This window comes from Campylobacter sp. P0085, from assembly GCF_002139495.1.
Lineage (GTDB): Bacteria > Campylobacterota > Campylobacteria > Campylobacterales > Campylobacteraceae > Campylobacter > Campylobacter devanensis.
In genome coordinates this window covers 1-21,711 of sequence record NZ_MJKB01000007.1, presented here as the reverse complement: position 1 = coordinate 21,711, position 21,711 = coordinate 1, and the positions used below count along the sequence as shown (strand labels likewise).

The 21,711-nt window shown below is 34.8% G+C and carries 19 protein-coding genes; 17 read left to right on the top strand and 2 right to left on the bottom strand.

Features of this window, described 5'->3' with window-relative positions; genetic code table 11:
- Nucleotides 1–162 precede the first annotated feature (162 nt).
- The 17 genes from CIGNP85_RS07820 to CIGNP85_RS07740 all read left to right on the top strand — a co-directional run bounded on the left by CIGNP85_RS07820 (nt 163) and on the right by CIGNP85_RS07740 (nt 18,874).
- Nucleotides 163–1,383, top strand: coding sequence for a saccharopine dehydrogenase family protein (locus CIGNP85_RS07820; protein ID WP_086236199.1), 1,221 nt, complete (start codon nt 163–165; stop codon nt 1,381–1,383).
- Between the two features lie 50 nt (nt 1,384–1,433).
- Nucleotides 1,434–1,634 carry a 50S ribosomal protein L31 gene (gene rpmE / locus CIGNP85_RS07815; RefSeq protein WP_086225649.1) on the top strand — a complete coding sequence of 67 codons (201 nt, stop codon included), beginning with the start codon at nt 1,434–1,436 and terminating at the stop codon, nt 1,632–1,634.
- 4 nt (nt 1,635–1,638) lie between these two features.
- Nucleotides 1,639–2,454, top strand: coding sequence for a 16S rRNA (cytidine(1402)-2'-O)-methyltransferase (rsmI, locus tag CIGNP85_RS07810; RefSeq protein WP_086244540.1), 816 nt, complete (start codon nt 1,639–1,641; stop codon nt 2,452–2,454).
- A 191-nt stretch (nt 2,455–2,645) separates the two neighbouring features.
- Nucleotides 2,646–3,332 (top strand): 23S rRNA (guanosine(2251)-2'-O)-methyltransferase RlmB, encoded by a 687-nt coding sequence (rlmB, locus tag CIGNP85_RS07805; RefSeq protein WP_086268890.1) that lies wholly within the window; start codon nt 2,646–2,648, stop codon nt 3,330–3,332.
- Complete coding sequence (locus tag CIGNP85_RS07800) at nt 3,325–4,245, top strand: hypothetical protein (RefSeq protein ID WP_086287788.1); 921 nt, start codon at nt 3,325–3,327, stop codon at nt 4,243–4,245. The genes rlmB and CIGNP85_RS07800 overlap by 8 nt, the downstream gene beginning before the upstream one ends.
- On the top strand, nt 4,239–5,057 hold the full coding sequence (locus CIGNP85_RS07795; protein ID WP_086225654.1) for a hypothetical protein: 819 nt from the start codon (nt 4,239–4,241) through the stop codon (nt 5,055–5,057). The genes CIGNP85_RS07800 and CIGNP85_RS07795 overlap by 7 nt, the downstream gene beginning before the upstream one ends.
- Before the next feature lie 11 nt (nt 5,058–5,068).
- Complete coding sequence (locus CIGNP85_RS07790) at nt 5,069–6,277, top strand: LL-diaminopimelate aminotransferase (protein ID WP_086235192.1); 1,209 nt, start codon at nt 5,069–5,071, stop codon at nt 6,275–6,277.
- The gene (locus tag CIGNP85_RS07785) at nt 6,274–7,539 is read left to right on the top strand and encodes a homoserine dehydrogenase (protein WP_086252816.1); all 1,266 of its coding nucleotides are present in this window, start codon (nt 6,274–6,276) and stop codon (nt 7,537–7,539) included. Before CIGNP85_RS07790 ends, CIGNP85_RS07785 begins: the two co-directional genes overlap by 4 nt.
- Nucleotides 7,540–7,542: 3 nt before the next feature.
- Nucleotides 7,543–7,881, top strand: a complete 339-nt coding sequence (locus tag CIGNP85_RS07780) for a YraN family protein (protein ID WP_086287785.1) — start codon at nt 7,543–7,545, stop codon at nt 7,879–7,881.
- Nucleotides 7,882–8,052: 171 nt separating this feature from the next.
- Nucleotides 8,053–8,367: a thioredoxin gene (gene trxA / locus CIGNP85_RS07775; RefSeq protein ID WP_086287782.1), complete on the top strand. Its 315-nt coding sequence runs from the start codon at nt 8,053–8,055 to the stop codon at nt 8,365–8,367.
- 118 nt (nt 8,368–8,485) lie between these two features.
- Nucleotides 8,486–9,424: a thioredoxin-disulfide reductase gene (gene trxB / locus CIGNP85_RS07770; protein WP_086235194.1), complete on the top strand. Its 939-nt coding sequence runs from the start codon at nt 8,486–8,488 to the stop codon at nt 9,422–9,424.
- Between the two features lie 115 nt (nt 9,425–9,539).
- Nucleotides 9,540–10,301: a 4-hydroxy-tetrahydrodipicolinate reductase gene (gene dapB / locus CIGNP85_RS07765; protein WP_086240768.1), complete on the top strand. Its 762-nt coding sequence runs from the start codon at nt 9,540–9,542 to the stop codon at nt 10,299–10,301.
- A 1-nt stretch (nt 10,302) separates the two neighbouring features.
- On the top strand, nt 10,303–11,643 hold the full coding sequence (purF, locus tag CIGNP85_RS07760) for an amidophosphoribosyltransferase (RefSeq protein ID WP_086268889.1): 1,341 nt from the start codon (nt 10,303–10,305) through the stop codon (nt 11,641–11,643).
- A 561-nt stretch (nt 11,644–12,204) separates the two neighbouring features.
- Entirely contained in the window at nt 12,205–13,803 is a 1,599-nt protein-coding gene (locus tag CIGNP85_RS07755; protein WP_086268888.1) for a flagellin B, read from the top strand.
- A gap of 259 nt (nt 13,804–14,062) precedes the next feature.
- Nucleotides 14,063–16,471 (top strand): hypothetical protein, encoded by a 2,409-nt coding sequence (locus CIGNP85_RS07750; protein WP_086287779.1) that lies wholly within the window; start codon nt 14,063–14,065, stop codon nt 16,469–16,471.
- A 3-nt stretch (nt 16,472–16,474) separates the two neighbouring features.
- Complete coding sequence (gene glmS, locus CIGNP85_RS07745; protein WP_086287777.1) at nt 16,475–18,283, top strand: glutamine--fructose-6-phosphate transaminase (isomerizing); 1,809 nt, start codon at nt 16,475–16,477, stop codon at nt 18,281–18,283.
- Nucleotides 18,284–18,409: 126 nt separating this feature from the next.
- Complete coding sequence (locus CIGNP85_RS07740; protein ID WP_086287774.1) at nt 18,410–18,874, top strand: tetratricopeptide repeat protein; 465 nt, start codon at nt 18,410–18,412, stop codon at nt 18,872–18,874.
- A gap of 38 nt (nt 18,875–18,912) precedes the next feature.
- Here CIGNP85_RS07740 and murI read toward each other — a convergent pair whose 3' ends face one another.
- Nucleotides 18,913–19,668, bottom strand: a complete 756-nt coding sequence (murI, locus tag CIGNP85_RS07735) for a glutamate racemase (RefSeq protein WP_086287772.1) — start codon at nt 19,666–19,668, stop codon at nt 18,913–18,915.
- The gene (locus CIGNP85_RS07730; RefSeq protein ID WP_086287770.1) at nt 19,668–21,470 is read right to left on the bottom strand and encodes a menaquinone biosynthesis decarboxylase; all 1,803 of its coding nucleotides are present in this window, start codon (nt 21,468–21,470) and stop codon (nt 19,668–19,670) included. The genes murI and CIGNP85_RS07730 overlap by 1 nt, the downstream gene beginning before the upstream one ends.
- Nucleotides 21,471–21,711: the final 241 nt, after the last annotated feature.

Here is a 21,711-nt window from a genome sequence, read left to right as displayed (position 1 = left end):
ATATTTTATGTCAAAATAGCTCAATACCTAGACTCAAATCTAATTTAAAAGCCAAATTTAGAAAATATTAATTTTTTATTAAAATAATTTTTGCTTAGAGTATGGAGTGAATTTTAGCTAAATTTGGCTATAATTACTAAAAATTCAGACAAAGGATAGAAAATGAGTCATATCTTAATCATCGGAGCAGGCGGAGTAAGCCAAGCAGCAACGGTAAAATGTGCGATGAATTCGCAAGTCTTTACCAAAATTACTCTAGCTAGTCGCACCAAAAGTAAATGTGATAAAATAGCTAAATTTATCAAAGACAAAGTCGGAGTGGATATCGATACGGCGGCGATAGACGCCGATGATACAGCTGCTGTTGTAGAGCTTATTAAAAATATTAAGGCTGATTTATTACTAAATGTTGCACTTCCATATCAAGACCTTACGCTTATGGACGCATGCTCGCAAACTAAAATTCCATATATAGATACAGCAAACTATGAACACCCAGATACGGCTAAATTTGAGTATAAACTCCAATGGGCTAAAGATGGTGATTTTAAATCTGCTAATACTATGGCGCTTCTTGGTAGTGGATTTGATCCGGGCGTTACTAATGTATATTGTGCTTATGCGAAGCAATATCTATTTGATGAGATTGAGTATATTGATATTTTGGATTGTAATGCTGGAGACCATGGGTATGCGTTTGCTACGAATTTTAATCCTGAGATAAATTTACGTGAAGTTAGTGCAAAGGGTAGATACTACAAAGATGGAAAATGGATAGAAACCGAGCCGATGGAGATAGGATTTAGCTGGGATTATCCAAAAATCGGCCCAAAAGATAGCTATTTGCTCTATCATGAAGAGCTTGAGAGCTTAGTAAAAAATATCCCTACTTTAAAGCAAATTCGCTTTTTTATGACCTTTGGGCAGAGCTATCTAACTCATATGAAATGCCTAGAAAATGTAGGTATGCTAAGGATTGATGAGGTTGAGCATAATGGAGTTAAAATCGTCCCAATTCAATTTTTAAAGACCTTACTACCTGACCCAGCAAGCCTAGGCGCTAGAACCAAAGGCAAGACAAATATAGGTTGTGTGATAACAGGCATAAAAGATAATAAGCCAAGAAAAGTTTATATCTATAATGTATGCGATCACCAAGAGTGCTATCAAGAAACCGGCGTTGGCGCTGTTAGCTACACTACAGGAGTGCCAGCAATGATAGGCTCAATGATGGTAGCAAAGGGAATTTGGAGTGCTAAAGGGGTATTTAATATGGAAGAATTCGATGCCAAACCATTTATGGATGAGTTAAATAAACAAGGCTTACCATGGGAGATCATAGAGATGGCACCAAATGAGACTAGATTAATCAAGGAAATTTAAGCCAAATTTAGATAAAATTCCAACTTTTAAACCCAAAAAAAGGAAAAGCAATGAAAAAAGATATACATCCAGAGTATGTTGAATGCACAGTTAGCTGCGCTTGCGGTAATACATTTATTAGCAAGTCAAACAAGCCAGAAATCAAAGTAGATATTTGCAGTGCTTGTCATCCATTTTTCACAGGTAGTGAAAAGATCGTAGATAGCGCTGGTCGTGTAGATAAATTTAAGAAAAAATACGGAATGAAATAATCTTTTGCTCTACTTTCTTCCTACGCCAATTGGCAATTTAGATGATATCTCAAAGAGATGCCTGGACATCTTGAACCTTTGTGATATCATAATTTGCGAAGATAGTAGAGTAACTAAATCCCTTATAAATCTTCTAAACACAAAATATAATCTAAATATAAATCCATCTGAATTTTACTCTCTTCATACTCATAACGAGAGTGAATTTTTTACTAAATTTGAAGCTAAAAAATTAATAGAAAATACTGTAGTATATGTAAGCGATGCTGGAATGCCATGCATTAGCGACCCAGGAGTTGCATTAGTAGAATTTGCTCAGCAAAATGGTATAAATTACGAGGTATTAAGTGGAGCAAATGCAGCACTTTTAGCCGTAGCAGCAAGTGGAATTGTGCAAAAAGAGTTTACATTTTTAGGGTTTTTGCCAAATACCGGCAGAGATAGAGAACTAGCTATACAAAATGCGCTAAATTTGACTTATCCAGTAGTGATATATGAATCGCCAAAGAGAGTCTTGCAGCTAGTTGAAGCTATTGCAAAGCTAGAGCCTAAACGGGAGATTTTTGCTATTAAAGAGGCTACTAAGAAATTTGAAGCTAAATTTAAAAATAGTGCTAAAAATCTAGTTGCTATGCTTAAGAGTGCAAATTTAAAAGGTGAATGGTGTATAGTAATTGATGGTTCAAAAAATAACACCCAAAATACTATAAGCGTAGCTGATATAAATGAATTAGACATTCCTCCAAAGCAAAAAGCTAAACTCCTAGCCAAGCTTACTGGTAAAAGCGTAAAAGAGATATATGCCCAGTTAAATGGGTAATTTTAGGATAAATTTATATAGATTATTAAAGCTTTATTAGAAGCGATCTTTTGTAAAATAGTATTTATTGTATGATTATTTTATTAATCATAAGAAGTTTCTTAACAATGATAATATAGAATTTTACAAAAATTCATTTTTTTTGCTAAAAATAAGCTAAAATTTAAGGGCTTTTAGATACCATAATCGCTATGATTATCTATGGAAAACAGCTATTTTTACATTTGTTAAAACATCATAAAGACAAGCTCGAAGAGATATATCTAGCAAAAGAGGTTCAAAAAGATATATTTAGCCAAATAGCAAAAGTCGGCTTGAAAATTCAAAAAGTTGATAATCAAAAAGCCCAAGCGCTTGCCCGTGGAGGCAATCATCAAGGCTTTTTAGCAAAGGTAAAAGATTACGAGTTTGCTAATTTAAATGAGATTAAAAAGTCTGATTATTTAGTGATTTTATATGGTCTTAGTGATGTAGGAAATATTGGCGCTATAGTAAGGACTGCTTATGCATTGGGTGCTGGCGGTATAGTTATAGTAGGTAAAAATGAGAGCCTAGCAATGCAAGGAGTAGTGCGTGCTAGTAGCGGTGCAGCGTATGAACTACCAATTGCTTTATGCACTGATGGGTTAAGCTTTATAAATGAGCTTAAGCAAGTTGGATTTAAAATTTATGCAGCAAATGCCGGAGGCAAGAATACTAAAGAATTTGAATTTGAGCCTAAAACTGCTTTAATTATGGGTAGTGAAGGCGAGGGAATACCAAATAAGGTATTGCAAAAATGCGATGAGAGTCTAGGCATAAATATGCGCAAGGACTGGGATAGCTTAAATGTCAGTGTGGCGTTTGGAATATTATTTGATAGGATTATAAATGGCTAATGGTATAGAAAAACTTTTAGAAATGGATTTAAAAGAGGTAACTAAGCACACTCATATCGAGACTGAGTATCTAAGATATATGTGTGAAAAAAATTTCGAAAAACTTCGCAAATTAAATGCTTCTGGTTTTGCTAAGATTTTAAGCCGTGAATATGATATGGATTTACAAGGCTGGATTGATGAGTATAATGAGTATTGTAAAGAACATAATGGTGATGATAATGCAGGTTTTACAGTAGCGCCAAAACTTCCAGCATATACACCAAAAACCGATAATAGTATGGCTTTAACAGTAATTTTGGTTGTAGTATTAATCATAGTAGCACTAGTTTGGGTAGTTAAATTTACAAATATTTTAGATAATATAGAGTTACCAAGTTTTGATAAAAATCAAAGCGTAACCTACTCAGCAAATGCCGTAGTAGAATCAGCTAAAGAGAATTTAGAAGCAATTAGTCAAACAATAGAAAAAGTGGTTCAAAAAGATGAAAATATCACTACTGAATCTAGTCAAACTAAAATAGACTCAAATTCAACTTCTATAGAGGCCAATGCGACTACAGAACTAAAAACTCAAACTCTAAATATAGAAACTACAAAAGTAGAAGTACCACAGATTACAGCACCAACCAATGAAATTGCTAAAATTATTCCAACTAAAAATATATGGATTGGTATTAAAGATATTGATGGTAAAAATAAAAGATTTCATACAACTAAAAATCCTATCGACCTAAATTTAAGCACTGATCAACTAATTCAAACAGGCCACGGCGAGTTAATTTTAGAGATTGATGGGGATCAAAAGAAATTTAGCGTTCAAAAGCCATTAAGATTTGTAATTCAAAATGGCACAATTAGAGAGTTGGAGTATGACGAATTTGTGAAACTAAACAAAGGTTCTCAATGGTAAGAGTAGCGTTTCTATTTTGTGTTTTTGCTTTTAGTTGTTTTGGATTTGATTTACATAGCAATATCAAAAGTATAATTTCAGAGCAAAGTTACGCTAAAAATAGAGATAAAATCGAGCAGATATTTGCTATAGAGTCTGATTTTATTGATAGTAGGGGTAATCCAAATTACGCTAAAATTACAAATACTTTAAGAGTAAATTCGCTCTTAAATCTTAGTTTTTCTTTGCCGGTGAATTTAGAAATTGCCTTTTATAGCCCAAGTTCTGATATTTTGCTTTTTAAAAGTGTATCTGAAGCTCTTAAAAATCTTGGCTATTCATATTTTTTGAGTAAGTCATTAAAGACCGATACTCAAGGAATAGTTTGGCAAATATCTATGAATTCACGCTTTTTGCTAGATCCAGGTGCGATTTATAGAGAGCTTGGAAAGAATCAAATTTATATAAAAGATATTAACCGTGATGGTGAGTTTAGTTTTACTTATAGTATTGATGCCAGCAAAGCTATATTATCTACACATCAATATATTAGTGATAGCGAATTTGACCTTGCAAAGCCATTAGAGCCATATTTTTTAAATATTAGTGGCAAAAGTGAGGCTTTAATAAAAAGCTACGCTTCTGATAGTTGGATTTGCGTTATAAAGGTACTTGATAGGGATCTAAATTTGATTACACAGATTAAATCAGATAAACCAGAAAAAGAAATATATATCAAATTTCCACCAAATTCATACTATATGCTAATTGATGATGCTTTTAGCTTAGAAAATATTAAGCGTGGATTAAAAATATATATAAAATCAAATTAAGGAGTTTTTTTATGTTTGATGAGATTAGATTTAACACTATTGAGAGGTTGCCAAACTACGCATTTGCCGAGGTTAATGCGATTAAGATGGCAGCACGTAGAGATGGGGCTGATATTATAGATTTTTCGATGGGAAATCCAGATGGTAGAACGCCACAGCATATTATAGATAAATTATGCGAGAGCGCTATGAAGGATAAAACTCATGGTTATAGTGTTAGTCAAGGTATTTATAAACTTCGTGTTGCGATATGTAACTGGTATAAAAGAAAATATGGCGTAATACTAGATCCAGAAACCGAAGCAGTCGCAACTATGGGTAGCAAAGAGGGATTTGTCCATCTAGTACAAGCCATCACAAATCCTGGCGATGTAGCTATTGTACCAGATCCAGCCTATCCTATTCATACTCAAGCTTTTATTATAGCAGGTGGAAATGTTACTAAGATGCCACTTATTTATAATGCAAATTTTGAAGTAGATGAGAATAAATTTTTTGAAAATTTAGAACATGCTATAGAAGAGAGTATTCCAAAGCCAAAATATGTTGTAGTAAATTTTCCTCATAACCCAACTACTGTAACTTGCCAAAAGAGTTTTTATGAGCGTTTAGTAGATATGGCTAAGCGTGAGAGATTTTATATCATTAGTGATATTGCTTATGCTGAGCTTACATTTGATGGATATAAGACCCCAAGTATTTTTGAAGTCGATGGGGCAAAAGATGTCGCAGTAGAGTGCTACACACTATCCAAATCATACAATATGGCCGGTTGGCGTGTAGGATTTATATGTGGTAATAAAAAATTAGTAGCCGCACTCAAAAAGATAAAATCGTGGTTTGACTATGGTATGTTTACCCCAATCCAAGTAGCGGCCACCGTAGCACTAGATGGAGATCAAGATTGCGTTGAGCAGATTAGACAGACTTATGAAAAACGCAGAGATACGCTTATAGAGGCCTTTAGTGCTGCTGGTTGGGATATTGCAAAACCTAGAGCTAGTATGTTTGCTTGGGCAAAATTACCACCGCAAGTAGGAAATATAGGAAGTAAAGAATTTGCTAAGCAGCTATTGACCAAAGCTTGCGTAGCTGTTAGCCCTGGTGCTGGATTTGGTGTGGCTGGTGATGAGTATGTCAGGATTGCATTTATAGAGAATGAAAATCGTATTCGCCAAGCTGCTAGAAATATCAAAAAATATTTAAAAGAAGTCCAATGAGAGTAGCGATATTAGGTGTTGGGACAGTAGGAACTGAAGTTGCTAATGTGCTCATTAAAAATAGCGATCTAATCGTCTCAAGAGCTGGAGTTAGTATAACTCCAGTAGTGGGTGTAGTAAGGGATTTATCAAAACATAAAGACTCAATAATTCCACTAACTGATGATATAGATAGTGTTATAAATAGAGATGATATTGATGTATTTATCGAACTAATGGGCGGAATTGATAAGCCCTATGAGATTATAAGTAAGATTTTAGAGCGCAAAAAGGCTGTAGTAACAGCAAATAAAGCGCTATTGGCTTACTACAGAAATGAGCTTGAAACACTTGCTGGTGATACGGCATTTGGATATGAAGCTAGTGTAGCTGGTGGGATACCAATTATAAAAGCTTTAAGAGAGGGCTTAAGCGCAAACCATATTCAAAAAATAATGGGTATAATGAACGGAACAAGCAATTATATTCTAACAAATATGATGAATAGTGGAGTGCAATTTGACGAGGCGCTTAAAAAGGCTCAAGAGCTAGGATACGCCGAGGCTGATCCGACCTTTGATATAGGTGGATTTGATACGGCACATAAATTACTTATATTAGCTAGTATTGCCTATTGCGTGCATGCTAAGCCCGAAGATATTTTGATTGAAGGTATTAGTCAAATTAGTAGCGAGGATATATATTTTGCTAATGAATTTGAGTATTCTATCAAGCTTTTAGCTATTGCTAAGCGTGGAGAAGGTACTTTAGAGCTTAGAGTTCATCCAGCATTTATTAGCAAAGATAAGATGCTAGCAAATGTAAATGGGGTAATGAATGCTGTAAGTGTCGTAGGTGATGCAGTTGGAGAGAGCTTATTTTATGGTGCTGGTGCTGGTGGGTCTGCTACAGCAAGTGCAATTATAAGTGATTTAATAGATATCGCTAGAGAGATTAGAAATCCTATGCTAGGATATAAGGCTCCACTAGAGTCTGCACCATTAAAACTTCTAAAGCCTAACCAGATTAGAACCAAATATTATTTAAGATTAAAGGTAGCTGATGAGGTTGGGGTTTTGGCTAAGATTACAAATTTAATGAGTCAAAATAATCTCTCAATTGATAGTTTCTTACAAAAAGCAAAAAGCAAAGATGAAGGATGTGCTACCTTATTTTTTACTACTCATACTTGTTTAGAAGCTGATATGCTAAGAGTAATTAATAGCTTAGAAAATGAGAACTTTATCAAGGCTAAGCCATTTATGATTAGGATTGAGAGTTAATCTTTGGGTTTAGCTGAATATCTTTTTGGGCATGAAGCTGAGAAAAGCGCTGCTAAATTTTTATCAAAAAATGGCTATAAAATACTCAATTTAAACTATAAAACCAAATTTGGAGAGATTGATATCATTGCTACTAGCAGATCAACTCTTCATTTTATAGAGGTCAAAGCCTCTGCAAAAGATTATGAGACCATATATAGAGTTACAAAATCCAAATTAGAAAAAATCATAAAAGCTATTGATTTTTATATTTTAAGCACCGGTTTGGATATGCCATATCAGATTGATTTAGTCTGTATAAATGGCGATGAGATTGAGCTAGTAGAAAATATATCATATTGATAAATTTTTATATTATGTTATTTAAAATTTAACAATTAATAAAATTTATTAACTTTTATATTTTATAATACTCTTGATTTGATGAAGTTTGAGTTAGATAAAATTATAATTGTTAGTTTTAATTTAACTTTTTTAATGTATAATTTTATTATAAACCACAAAGGAGATAAAATGGGTAAATATATTGAATTAACTGCTGAAAATTTCAATATCGCTAAAGAGGGTGTTGCTTTAGTAGATTTTTGGGCACCATGGTGCGGACCATGTAGAATGCTAGCTCCAGTTATTGATGAGTTGGCTGAAGAGTTCGATGGTAAAGCTAAAATCTGTAAAGTAAATACAGATGAAGTTCAAGATCTAGCTGTAGAATACGGCGTTCGCTCTATTCCTACTTTGCTATTTTTCAAAGACGGCGAGATCAAAGAGACATTAATAGGCGCTCAATCTAAAACTGCAATCGCAGAAAAACTTAACTCACTTTTATAATTCAAACGGGGCTTTGCCCCGACTCACTTCATTTCAAATCAATTTTTAAGTTAAATTTATTTTTATGTAATATATCTGTAATATTGTATAGATATAAATTTAAAATTAGGAGACTATAATGTTAGATGTAGCTATAATAGGTGGTGGTCCAGCTGGTCTTAGTGCGGGGCTTTATGCTACTCGTGGCGGGTTAAAAAATGTTGTAATGTTTGAAAAGGGTATGCCTGGTGGTCAAATCACTAGTAGCTCTGAAATGGAGAATTATCCTGGTGTCGCTACTGTTATGGATGGTATGAGTTTTATGAGCCCGTGGCTTGAACAATGCACTAGATTTGGTCTAAAACACGAAATGGCGGCCGTAGAAAAAGTATCTAAAAATAGCGATGGCAGCTTTACTATCACTTTAGAAGGTGGTAAAACCGAGCAAGCAAAAGCTGTAATTGTATGTACGGGCTCAACCCCAAAAAGAGCTGGCTTTAAAGGTGAAGATGAATTCTTCGGTAAAGGTGTTAGCACTTGTGCTACATGTGATGGATTTTTTTATAAAAATAAAGAAGTAGCTGTTTTAGGTGGCGGCGATACCGCTATCGAAGAGGCTGAATATCTAACTAGAATTTGCTCAAAAGTATATCTAATTCACCGCCGTGATACATTTAGAGCTGCTCCAAGTTCAGTTGAAAAAGTTAAGAAAAATGAGAAAATTGAGCTAATTTTAAATGCTACTATAGATGAAGTCTATGGCGATAGCGCCGCTGGTGTAAAAGGGGTGAAAGTCAAACTAGCAGATGGAAGCATAAGAGATTTAGCAGTGCCTGGTATATTTACATTTGTGGGTCTAAATGTAAGAAACGAAGTGCTAAAAGATGGAGATAAATTCATTTGCGATATATTGCCATCGGGTCAAGTAAAAGTTGATTTAAAAATGCAAACTTCAACTCCAGGTTTATTTGCCGCAGGAGATTTAAGACAAGATGCGCCTAAGCAAGTAGTCAGTGCCGCCGCAGATGGTGCCGTAGCCGCACTTAGTGCTATGAGCTACATTGAGAGCTTACATTAATTCTTAAGCCACTTGCCCTAGCGAGTGGCTCTTTTATAAAATTCAATTTACTTATATCAAATTTTTATCTTTTTTTAGCTAGAATAAAGTTTTAATTTATCCAAAAAGGGCGATGATGATTCGTATAGGTTTGCATGGGGCAAGTGGCAAGATGGGAAGCGAGATAATCGCAAATTTAAAAGGGCTTAATAATGCGAAATTATCAGTAGCATACACTATAGAGCCTATGAGCGTGGATGATGGTGTGATAGTAACTGATAAGTATGATGTTTTGTTTGATAATAGCGATGTGGTTATTGATTTTAGTATCGCAAAGGCATCTATAAATTTGATTAATTACGCTAGGACAAATCCAAAACCACTGGTTATAGGCACAACTGGGCTAGGCGATGAAGGGGGCGAGCTAATCAAACTAGCAAGTGCTATGATGCCAATACTTCAAGCTACAAATATGAGTCTGGGTGTAGCGGTGCTAAATCGCTTAACTGAGATAGCTAGTAGGGTGCTAAGTGAATTTGATATTGAGATTATTGAGATGCATCATCGCAATAAGATAGACGCTCCAAGTGGTACAGCATTGACACTTGGCGAACATGCTGCAAAAGGTAGAAATTTAAGTTTAGCAAATGTTAGAGTAAGCGGACGAGATGGAATGATAGGAGCTAGAAGCAAAGATGAGATTGCTGTAATGGCTTTGCGTGGTGGCGATATCGTTGGACGCCATACAGTAGGATTTTATAACGATGGTGAATATATAGAGTTAAATCACACCGCTACAAGTAGGGCTACATTTGCTAAAGGTGCGATAAAAGCGGGTATTTGGCTAGCTAATAAAGAGCCAAAATTATATACAATCTATGATGCTTTAGGGATATAAAATGTGTGCGATAGTAGGGGTAATAAATTCAAAAGATGCGGCTAAAACGGCGTATTATGGACTATTTTCTATGCAGCATAGAGGGCAAGAGGCAAGTGGGATTAGCTCTAGTTATAATCATCAGATTAAAACTATTAAAAATAGAGGCTTAGTAACTGAGGTTTTTAATAGCGATAGCTTTGAGATATTGCAAGGGCAGATGGCTATAGGGCATAATAGATATTCAACCGCTGGAAGCGATAGTGTGCTAGATGCTCAGCCGGTGAGTGCGAAATACTCTTTGGGTGAGATTAGTATCGTTCATAATGGAAATTTGATTAATAAATATGAAGTTAGGGAGCGATTAATCGAAGATGGTGCGATATTTCAATCCAATATGGACACAGAAAATATCTTGCACTTAATAGCAAAAAGCAAAAAAGAGAATTTGCAAGACCGTATTATAGAGGCTTTGGGGCAGATCGTTGGGGCGTATTGTCTGCTTATTTTAAGTCGCTCTAAGATGTTTGTGGTGCGTGATCCATACGGCGTTAGGCCTCTTAGTATAGGTAGATTAAAAGATGGTGGATATATTGTAGCTAGTGAGAGCTGTGCTTTTGATCTGGTGGGGGCTACATTTGTGCGTGATGTAGCGCCTGGCGAGATGATTATATTTGAAGAGGGCAAAAGCGCCTTTAAAAGCATAGAGTTATTTGAAGCTAAAGACCCTAGATTGTGTGCATTTGAATATATATACTTTGCTCGTCCTGATAGCATGATAGATGGTAAAAATGTATATCAAATTAGAAAAAAATTAGGAGAAATTCTAGCTGATAAATCTAGCTGTAAAGCTGATTTTGTAGTGCCTGTTCCAGATTCTGGTGTTCCTGCGGCTTTGGGGTATGCTGCTAGGAGTAAAATCCCATTTGAGATGGCGATTGTGAGAAATCACTATGTGGGTAGGACATTTATAGAGCCAACTCAAGAGATGAGAAATCTTAAAGTTAAATTAAAATTAAATCCTATGAGTAGTGTTTTAAATGGCAAAAGCGTCGTAGTTATCGATGATAGTATCGTGCGTGGTACAACTAGCAAGAAAATAGTAGAGCTATTACGAAATGCTGGGGCTAAAGAGATACATATGAAAATTGCTGCTCCAGAGATTAAACATCCTTGTAGATATGGTATTGATACTCCAAGTTATGAAGAGCTAATCAGTGCTAGGATGGATGCTAGAGAGGTGTGTAAATTTATTGGTGCTGATAGTTTAGAGTTTTTAAGCATTGATGAATTAACTCAAGGATTAGGTAATGAGCGTAAGTACTCTCTTGTAAGCTTTGATGGAGATTATTTTATAAGCTAAATTTGTCTATATATTTGTTTTGATATCTTTTAACTTTGCTTTGCAATTAGGCAAAATGTTAAATTGATTACAAGTATCGCATTTCCTTTTTTATCTCACTTTAGCACAATCTAATCTGTGCTAAAGTGAGCCTAACATTATAAATATATAAATCATATCTTAAACACTAATATTATCTACAAATCACTATATATTAAATAGCAAATTTATGCAACATTATCTATAAACCAAAAACTATCAAATTCACTCTTATCCCATAGCCAACCCATTAACCTCCCCAAAACCCACAAATTTAATTACACCCCATAATATTTAATATCTCATCCAATCCAATCTAAATTCCACTCTAAAAATTATAAAATACCCAAGTCATAAAACTACAATATCTAATCTAAATTTAATAAATTTCTCAAATTTATTAAAAATTTGCAATATTTTCTTCAAATTTATCAAAATCCCCCCCCCCATATATAAACTTTTTAATATTTGGTTCGATATAATAAAAACACCCACTAAATGGATTTAAGTTTTATAGGGAAATATTAACACAAAGGAAAAGTTATGAGCTTTAGAATAAATACTAACATCGCAGCGATGAATGCTCATGCCAACTCTTTGATCAATGATAGAGAACTTACTAGCTCACTTGGTCGCCTAAGCTCAGGTCTTAGAATTCAAACAGCAGCTGATGATGCATCAGGTCTTGTTATTGCTGATTCATTAAAAAGCCAAGCTAGCTCTTTAGGTCAAGCCATATCTAATGGTAATGATGCAATTGGTATTGTTCAAACTGCAGATAAAGCTATGGATGAACAGATTAAAATACTTGATACTATTAAAACTAAAGCTGTTCAAGCAGCCAACGACAGCCAAAACAGCGACTCTAGAAAAGCAATCCAAAATGATATCTCAAGACTTCTTGATGAGCTAGACAATATCGCCAACACTACAAGCTTCAATGGTCAAAAGCTATTAAATGGTAACTTCTCAAACAAAAATTTCCAAATAAGTGCTTATAGCAACCAAACGGCCAAAATTAGCGTAGAAAACACCAACTCAAACGCCATAGGCCACACTCATTATCTCTCTACTACGCCTATGATTTTCGATAACAACAAATTCGATACCGCGAATTTCACTATGCAATTAAACGCCGTCCCAAGCCATTTAAATGGCATTAAATTCGACGCTATCTCTGGTCAAGAGATACTAGATAATGGGCTAGGAGTCATAGCTGATAAGATAAACTCTTATAGCAGCGAGACGGGTGTTAAGGCTAAAGTGAAGAATGAATTTATTAGCTCTGTTCCGATACTTGGCAGTGCTTTTTTCCCTGGTAGTGTTTCGAAATTAAGCATAAATGGAGTAGAGATAGGGACAAATTTAAGCGTGGCAAATAGAGATCCTTCAAATGCTCTAATAGACACCATCAATGCCAAAAGCGATATAACTGGCGTTAGTGCTTCTAATGCTGGAGGGCGTTTATCAATGAGCTCTAGTAACGGTAAGCCAATATTAATTCAAGTAGGCACGACAAATGATGCCGATGCATTGGGGCTAGCTATGCAAGATAGTACCGGTGCAAAAAGCACAAGTGCATTAATCTTGGGTGAACTCTATCTACAATCAAACAACGGCTCACCACCATCTTTGGATCTCAAAGAGACTACAGGCAATATAAAAGGTGCTGGGATTGATGGTTTAAATCCTAAGGCCGCTGATACAAATGATATAATAGGCTCTCAGCTAAGAGAACAATTATCACTTAGTCTAAGTGATTTGGTTAGAAACAAGCTAGATGAGCATGTATTAAGGGCGATGGGCCAAGTAGAGCTATTAAATCCAATTTTGGAGTTGCCAGCTGGAGTTAATAGCTATGCAGGGGCACAAGCTTTGATAGATGTATCATTAAATGCGCTTAAAAAGCTAGACAAACTAAGAGCTGATCTAGGTTCAGTCCAAAATCAATTAGTAGCTACGATAAACAACATCACAGTTACCCAAGTAAATGTCAAATCAGCTGAAAGTCAGATAAGGGATGTGGATTTTGCTAGTGAGAGTGCGAATTTCTCTAAATTCAATATCCTAGCTCAAAGTGGTAGCTACGCCATGAGCCAAGCCAACGCCGTCCAACAAAATATATTAAGACTATTACAGTAAAATCTGATTTTAGGAAGTGCCATGATTATAATGGCATTTCATTAAAACAATTTTTGAAATTTTATTGCTTTTAGTAAAAGTTTTGATTAGGCTAAGTTTTTAATTAATGCATTATCTCTTAAAATATATTTTTTATTATTTTAATAGTAAGATTATCACATAAAATAAATTAGATTCATTATCAATTTTGATTTATATAAATTTATATATAATATAGTTGCAAGTTGAATTTAGATAAAATGCTACTTAAAGGAAGTAGATGGAACCTAATAAGAATAAAACAAATTTAAAACTTAAAGATGAGATTATAAAGTGTAAAAATAGCCTTAAAAGCAATTTTATGCGACTTGGTGGGCGCAATTATGGGATTTATCAATCCAAAGAGATAGATAAGTTTCTAAAAACAGCCTTTAATATACTCAAATTTGACTCATTTGGGGAGTTTGACCCAGGCGATGAGAGTGTGCCTTTGTGCGTGGTGGCAATCGGTAGCTACGCACTTGGTGAGATGAGTGTCAAGAGCAATATCGACCTAGCTATAATATACAAAAACGAGCTAGGATACAACTCAAATGCTATAGCGCAAAGATACGCTAATATCTTAAAAGAAGTTGGCCTAGATATCGAGGCTAAAATTTATGAAAAAGATGAGCTATTATCTTTGGCTAATGATATTGAGCTTATGGTGCTATTTAGTCATATTCGCTTGGTTTGTGGATCAAAAATCTTATATAAAAATATCAAAAATCAAATTTCAAAACTCAATGAAAAGAAAAAAGATGAGCTAATTAGCTATCATTTAAGAAAGCTTGAGCCGATGAGTTGTCCGCAATATTTAGATTGTAGTCCAAATCTACTTAATGGTAGTGGCGGATTTATGGATTATAAAAGGATATTTTGGCTTTTTAGCCTTTTTGGTGGAACATTAAAGACAAATATATTAAAGTATATTGATGAAGATGAGTTAAGTGAGTTGAATTTGGCTTTTGATTATATCAGCTCACTTCGCTCTGCCCTTCAAATTAGCGGTGGTGGCGAGATATTAGGGCGTGAATATCTAGATTCTGTAGCTAAAATAATGCAAACCAAAGCAAAAAAAGGCCTAAGCCCACAAGAGATACTCTTAAGTAAATGCCTATGGGCTATGCATACTATATATATCTATTCAAGATATCTAGCTAGGCGTGCTTTTGGGGTGAAAATATCATTAGGCACAGCTAGAATATGCCGTTTGCCAAGCGGTCTATACAATATCGCAAATACCATCTACGCACCAAGCCGTAAAAAGCCAATCGATCTTAAATCAGCGCTTAAAGAGTTAAGCTTTTTGCCAGATGTAGAGCTGAAATTTGATATAAGTGTGCTTATATATATAAAGCGTTTAGATGATGGCAACCACTCAAAAATATATGATGGATTAAAAAAGATATTAAATCGCAGATATAGTAAGGATATCTTAAAGCTACTCTTAGATAGCTCAAAGCTATTTAAGATTATAAAGCCGATGGAGTTTAGCACTCATTTGGCTAGTTTAGAAGGTGATTATAGCCTAGATGAGAGTTGCGTGGCGATCGTAGGAGAGATAGAAAATATCCAAGATAGATTTGTTCTTAGTCTATATAATGATCTTTGTGCTAATGGCAAAATGCTATTAAAGCTAGTAGCACTTATGCATCAAGCCTCGCCAAATTATGTAAGTAGCGCTAATATATTTAGATCGTATTGTGCGAAATTAGATCTATTACAAAAGACCATAAATATGGGGATAAATCTGATAAAAAATCAAAATCAATTAATAGATATCTTATCAGAGCCAATTAGTGAGCCAATAATGCTAAATTTAGTAAGCTCTATCAAAGAAAAACAAGCTCTAAAACTACTATATATCCTAACTTACGCTAGGTTAAAAGCTAGGAATTTAAATCATTTTAGCGATATTGACAATGCCAAATTGCGTCAAATTTATGATAGCGCTTTGAGTGCTTTTGATAGCGATGAGAGCTTGATGGATAGCGTTAATAAACGGACAAAAAAGATAGAATTACTCAAAAAACAGAGAGAATTTATCGCTTTAGATAAGGATATAAAAGAGCAAATTCTAAGCATAGAGTCAAATTTGCTCTTTAGCAAGTATAGCCAGCAGCAGATAATAGATATCGCCCTTAGGGCTAGTGAGTGCTCAAATATCGATTTAGAACTAACTAGCCATAGCCTACAAATCATAGCCAAGAGCAATTGGAATATGGCGATGGCTCTTAGGGAGCTTCGTGGGTTTGATCTTGCGTATATGGAGATTTGTGAGCTTTTTGATGGTAAGAGCTATATAAGGTTAGATTATAATTCCAGTATCGATAAGAGCAAAAACGAGATTATCCAGGCACTATGCTCTAAAGAGAAACCGCAATATGACAAGCCAGTGATTTTGCCTAATGAAGTTAGCTTTGATATGAACTATTCTCAAAATTATGCGAAATTAAATATCAACGCCAAAGACCAGCGTGGATTTATGATTTATATCCTAAGTATGCTTAGCAAATTCCAAATTAAGCTAGCAAATGCTAGAATACAAACCATCAAAAACCGTACCAGAAATATGTTTCTTTTATCTATAAATGATGATTTAAAGAGCATAGTGGATGAGTTTTTAAAAGAGATTATAACGGAGTAAAATATGTGTGGAATCGTCGGCTATATCGGTAAAAAAGAGAAAAAAAATATTATATTAAATGGATTAAAAGAGCTTGAATATCGTGGATATGATAGTGCGGGAATAGCGATTATCATAGGTAATGAGATGAGCTATTATAAGGCTGTTGGTAAGCTTGAGAATTTAGCCAATAAAATGAAAGAGTGCCAATACCATGGTGATGGCGTAGCTATAGGCCATACTAGATGGGCGACACATGGCAAACCTACTGAGATAAACGCTCATCCGCATTTAGGTGAGTATAGCTTTGTTATTCATAATGGAATTATAGAAAATTACAAAGAGTTAAAAGATGAGCTAGAAGCTAGTGGGGTGAAGTTTTTAAGTCAGACTGATACGGAGGTTATAGTCCATCTTTTTGAAGAGTATAATAAAAGTGCTAAAACCCCATTTGAAGCTTATAAAAAGACAATTAGCAGATTAAAGGGTGCTTATGCTACTTTGCTTGTTACTAAGGCTGCTCCAGATGAGATATTTTTTGCTAAAAATGCGGCTCCTTTGATTATCGCTAGAGATGGGGATGAAATTTATCTATCTAGCTCGGATTCTCCATTAATCGGCCTAGCTAAGGAGGCCATATATCTAGAAGATGGCAGTTATGGAGTGGCGAAATTAGGAAATTTAACTATATTTGATGAGAATAATCAAGAGATAAAGCCAAATTTCACCGAACTACCAAAAGACAAAGGCTACGCCCTAAAAGATGGTTATAGATTTTTTATGGAAAAAGAGATATATGAGCAGTCTCAAGTGATCGCTGAGTGCTTGATGGGTAGATTGAGCGATGATGATTTGAATTTGGATATCGATATAAGCTTGTTTAATGATATTGATGAGGTGGTCTTGTGTGCTTGTGGGACTAGCTACCATGCGGCCTTAGCTGCTAGCTATCTATTAGAAAGATTAGCCAAAATCAGAGCCAGTGTAGTAGTGGCTAGCGAATTTAGATATAAAGAGCCGTTTTTAAATCCAAATTCGCTATTTATAGTAATTAGCCAAAGCGGTGAAACAGCAGACACGCTAGAAGCCTTAAAAATAGCTAAAAACGCAAATTTAAAAACCCTAGCTATCTGTAATGTGGATAATTCTAGTATTGTCAGAATGGCTAAAGAGGTGCTACTAACTCGTGCTGGGATAGAAAAGGGCGTAGCAAGTACCAAAGCCTTTGCTACTCAAATGATATGTTTATGGATGTTAGCCCTAAAATTAGCCAAAATTCGCCACACAATCGATGATAAAACCTTAGAAAATGAGATTAAAACACTTCGCAATATCCCATCTGTTGTGAATTTCGATAAGAGCTTACAAGAGAAAATCTATCGCAAAGCCAAGCACTATGTCCATGGGCATGGATTTTTCTTTATCGGTAGGGATATATTTTACCCACTTGCTCTTGAAGGGGCATTGAAATTAAAAGAGATTAGCTACCTACACGCCGAGGGTTATCCAGCTGGTGAGATGAAGCACGGGCCAATCGCTTTGGCCGATGAGGGGCTATATACAATAGCACTCTTACCACAAACCATCTTATATGATAAAACTAAATCAAATGTTGAAGAATTAGCCGCTAGAGATGCCTTCATCACTACCATTTCGCCTTTGGAATTTGAGCTTAGCGATGACTTTATCAAGATTAATTCTCACTCGCATCCGATGAGTGAATTCTTTGAAATTATGGTTGTTTTGCAGCTTTTTGCACTTGAAATTTCTATTAGATTGGGCAATGATGTAGATATGCCAAGAAACCTTGCTAAGAGCGTAACTGTAGAATAGGAATTTAATAAAATATTATGAAAAGGCTTATTTGGATCATTTCGCTACTTTTTAGCGTGGTTGTGGGTAGAGATTTGAATATTTAAGCTTAAATTTATTTGAATTTTAAATTTAATAGGGGATTTTATGACAAAGATTATTTGGATTGTTGCGCTACTTTTTAGCGTTGTTGTAGCTAAGGATATGGAACCTAAAAAGCTAGAAAGCTCTTGCGATGGTGGCGATATGGATGCTTGCTTTTATCTTGGAAAGCTATATTATAATGGCGAAGGCGTCCAACAAAACTACCAAAAAGCAGCCGAGCTATACCAAAAAGCTTGTGATGGTGGAAATCCAGTTGGTTGCGTCTTTCTTGGCGCCTTATACGAAAGAGGCGAAGGCGTAAGACAAAACTATTACAAAGCTGCCGAACTATATCAAAAATCTTGCGATGGTAGAAATCCATATGCTTGCGGTTCTCTTGGCGTCTTATACGAAGGAGGCTATGGCGTAAGACAAGATTACGCTATGGCTAAGGAGCATTATGGCAAGGCGTGTGATTTAGGCTTACAAGCTGGTTGCGATGATTATAAAAGATTAAATAATAGATAGCTTATAATGATCTAAGTATATATCCACGGCTTATCTGATTAGATTTTTCTCATCTCATCAAGCCTTGATAGAAATGGGGTGATGAGATCTATATCTTTTTGTTTTTTAGATGAGTAGTAGATCAAATTTTTATCTAAATTTTTGCCATTTTCTAACTCATCTAATTTTCTTTTGATCTGCTTTATAGTCCCATTTATCCCATCTACAATCTTACAATTTGGCATTAAAGCAGCAAAACTATCTTTAAAATAGTTAAAATGCGTACATCCTAGCACCAAAAGTGATATATTTGTAGCATTGATTTGAGCTATTTGCTCAGCTATATATCGCTTCACTGATGGTGAGTCAAACTCCATATTTTGAGCGAATTCCACTAGCTTTGGCATAGGTAAAAGATAGGTTTTATCACTTAAATTTGATCTTTTTAACAGCTCATTTAGTTTAGCACCCTTTATCGTAGCTGGTGTAGCGATAACTAGTATATTGCCATCTTCGCTCTGACCTAGCTTCACTGCTGGTTCCATCCCGATAATCGGTATGCTAAATTTCTGCCTAAGGTCGCTTATAGCAGCGCTCGTGGCGGTATTACACGCAATTACGATTATATCAGCCATAGGGCGCAAAAACTCGACCGCATCAATGCTAAGAGCTCTTATCTCATCAATGCTCTTTACCCCATAAGGTGCGTTGTCATTATCAGCAAAATAGATAAAATCACACCCTTTAAGCTCCTTTTTAGCCTCATTTAAAAGACTTAGCCCCCCAAATCCAGAGTCAAATACCGCTACAACCATCAGCCAAATATCTCAAATTTTTCAAATAATTTTGTATCATTATCTATCAAGCCTCTATCAATCAAATTTTTAACAACTTCTTGATTGCAATTGGTCTCTTTAGGCCACTCTTTTGTATAGCCATCATCTATGGTTTTGCGAGTCGCATCGATGCAAATTTGCCCATCATCTATATATATATCTCGCTGGGCATCAATGCTATTAGTAATACGCCATACCATCATATATGGATTATCTATTCTTGAATCAATATCTGTAAATATTATAATTTTAAAATGTTTTTTAAGCGTTAAAAGAGAGTTAAAAAGAGATTTTAGGTTTGATTTTTTATCTACTTTTACCATACAGATTGGATTTTTGGTATTGGTAAAATATTGATATACCTCTAAAATATCAGAGCTTATTTTTTTAAATTTATCTAGTAGTTCGGTATTGCTTATCACGCTTGGTGTTAAAGTAGAGTAGTCTATAGATGCATCTATGCCTAGTTTGCCTCCATAGCATGAGTTTGGACTAGCATGATCGAGCTGATCGCAAACTCCACTTGTTATTAGGCAGCTTTTTGGACTAAATTTATTTAGTACAAATTTAGCCAAATTTTTATAATCCTCCAAATTTGGCGCATCACTAGGCACGAAAATAGCGTGTTTGACAAAGCTCATCTGCCCAACTCCCCAAAATGCATGCATAAGCTGCTGAGCGTGAGCTGGATAAAGTGAGTTGAATTTAGCCAAAATAAGATTATGGAAAACACCATTTTCAGGCATTTTATAATCAATCAGATCTGGCGCAGTAGTTTGTAAAAGTGGCAAAAATATACGCTCAGTAGCATACCCCATAAATTTATCTTCTAAAGGCGGTTTGCCAACGACCGTAGCAGAAAATATAGGATTTTTTTTGTGAGTGATTTTTGTTACTCTCATCAGCGGAAAAGGCTCAATCGGCGTATAATATCCAGTATGATCGCCAAATCTTCCCTCATTTTTTAACTCATTTGGATCTACAAATCCCTCAATGACAAAATCAGCATCAAAAGGCACATAAATATCATTAGTAAGTGATTTTACCAATTTTGCTGGTTTTTTACGAATAAATCCATATAGCATTAATTCAAAAATATTTTTTGGTAGTGGTGCTTGCCCACACCATATATATAATGGATCTCCGCCAATAGCAACGCTTACAGGCATTTTTTGGCCAGCTTGTTTGTATTCGTGAAAAAAATGAGCCGCATCTTTATGAATTTGCCAATGCATTCCTAGTTCATTTTGGCTATGGACTTGAAGGCGATACATACCCAAATTTTGAGTAGTTCCATTTAATGCCTTAGTATAGACTTGACCCATCGTAATAAAGGCACCACCATCATCATCCCAAGTTTTTAAAACCGGAAGTTTATATAAATTTGGCTCTTCAAATTCACACTCTTGACATATACCCTTGCCTTTTAATCTTTTTGGAAAAATTGATTTTAAACTCAAAAGATAGCCGAAAAAATCTATTTTTTCTTTCAGAGAATTTGGCTTTTTAGGCTTTAAAAGAGCTGAAATTTCATCAGAGATATCACTAATATCACGCCCAAAAATTATCTTAAGCGCCTTAAAACTACCAAAAATATTTGTTATCACAGGGGGAAATTTATCACCATTTTTATTTATAGGATTAGTAAATAATATAGCCTTAGAATTATCTTTTTTAACTTCGATGTAGCTAATATGAGCAATTTCAAGATCAATATCGCATGGCGCTTCTATAATTTTTAATAGATTATTTTCTTTAAGCAAATTTATATAGTAATGCATGTTTTCTCCATTTTTAAACAAAGAAAGTCTATCATAATATATAAAACATTAAGCAAAAAGTTAGTTAAAATCATAAATTTAGAGTAAAAAATTTGAATTTAGACTAAATTTAATTAAAAATTTAAAATATTTAGGAAAATAGCCTAATATTTAATCTTTTTTTAAGCATATCTCTTATATAATTCCAGCTCACGAATTGAGAAACACCTTAACCTTCTGAAAAGCTTGGTTAAATCATTTC

Bases quoted from the DNA above. Each gene is read 5' to 3' on its own strand.
- CIGNP85_RS07820 (WP_086236199.1), top strand. From the start codon at position 163: ATGAGTCATATCTTAATCATCGGAGCAGGCGGAGTAAGCCAAGCAGCA.
- rpmE (WP_086225649.1), top strand. From the start codon at position 1,434: ATGAAAAAAGATATACATCCAGAGTATGTTGAATGCACAGTTAGCTGC.
- rlmB (WP_086268890.1), top strand. From the start codon at position 2,646: ATGATTATCTATGGAAAACAGCTATTTTTACATTTGTTAAAACATCAT.
- CIGNP85_RS07800 (WP_086287788.1), top strand. From the start codon at position 3,325: ATGGCTAATGGTATAGAAAAACTTTTAGAAATGGATTTAAAAGAGGTA.
- CIGNP85_RS07795 (WP_086225654.1), top strand. From the start codon at position 4,239: ATGGTAAGAGTAGCGTTTCTATTTTGTGTTTTTGCTTTTAGTTGTTTT.
- CIGNP85_RS07790 (WP_086235192.1), top strand. From the start codon at position 5,069: ATGTTTGATGAGATTAGATTTAACACTATTGAGAGGTTGCCAAACTAC.
- CIGNP85_RS07785 (WP_086252816.1), top strand. From the start codon at position 6,274: ATGAGAGTAGCGATATTAGGTGTTGGGACAGTAGGAACTGAAGTTGCT.
- trxA (WP_086287782.1), top strand. From the start codon at position 8,053: ATGGGTAAATATATTGAATTAACTGCTGAAAATTTCAATATCGCTAAA.
- trxB (WP_086235194.1), top strand. From the start codon at position 8,486: ATGTTAGATGTAGCTATAATAGGTGGTGGTCCAGCTGGTCTTAGTGCG.
- dapB (WP_086240768.1), top strand. From the start codon at position 9,540: ATGATTCGTATAGGTTTGCATGGGGCAAGTGGCAAGATGGGAAGCGAG.
- purF (WP_086268889.1), top strand. From the start codon at position 10,303: ATGTGTGCGATAGTAGGGGTAATAAATTCAAAAGATGCGGCTAAAACG.
- CIGNP85_RS07755 (WP_086268888.1), top strand. From the start codon at position 12,205: ATGAGCTTTAGAATAAATACTAACATCGCAGCGATGAATGCTCATGCC.
- CIGNP85_RS07750 (WP_086287779.1), top strand. From the start codon at position 14,063: ATGGAACCTAATAAGAATAAAACAAATTTAAAACTTAAAGATGAGATT.
- glmS (WP_086287777.1), top strand. From the start codon at position 16,475: ATGTGTGGAATCGTCGGCTATATCGGTAAAAAAGAGAAAAAAAATATT.
- CIGNP85_RS07740 (WP_086287774.1), top strand. From the start codon at position 18,410: ATGACAAAGATTATTTGGATTGTTGCGCTACTTTTTAGCGTTGTTGTA.
- murI (WP_086287772.1), bottom strand. From the start codon at position 19,668: ATGGTTGTAGCGGTATTTGACTCTGGATTTGGGGGGCTAAGTCTTTTA.
- CIGNP85_RS07730 (WP_086287770.1), bottom strand. From the start codon at position 21,470: ATGCATTACTATATAAATTTGCTTAAAGAAAATAATCTATTAAAAATT.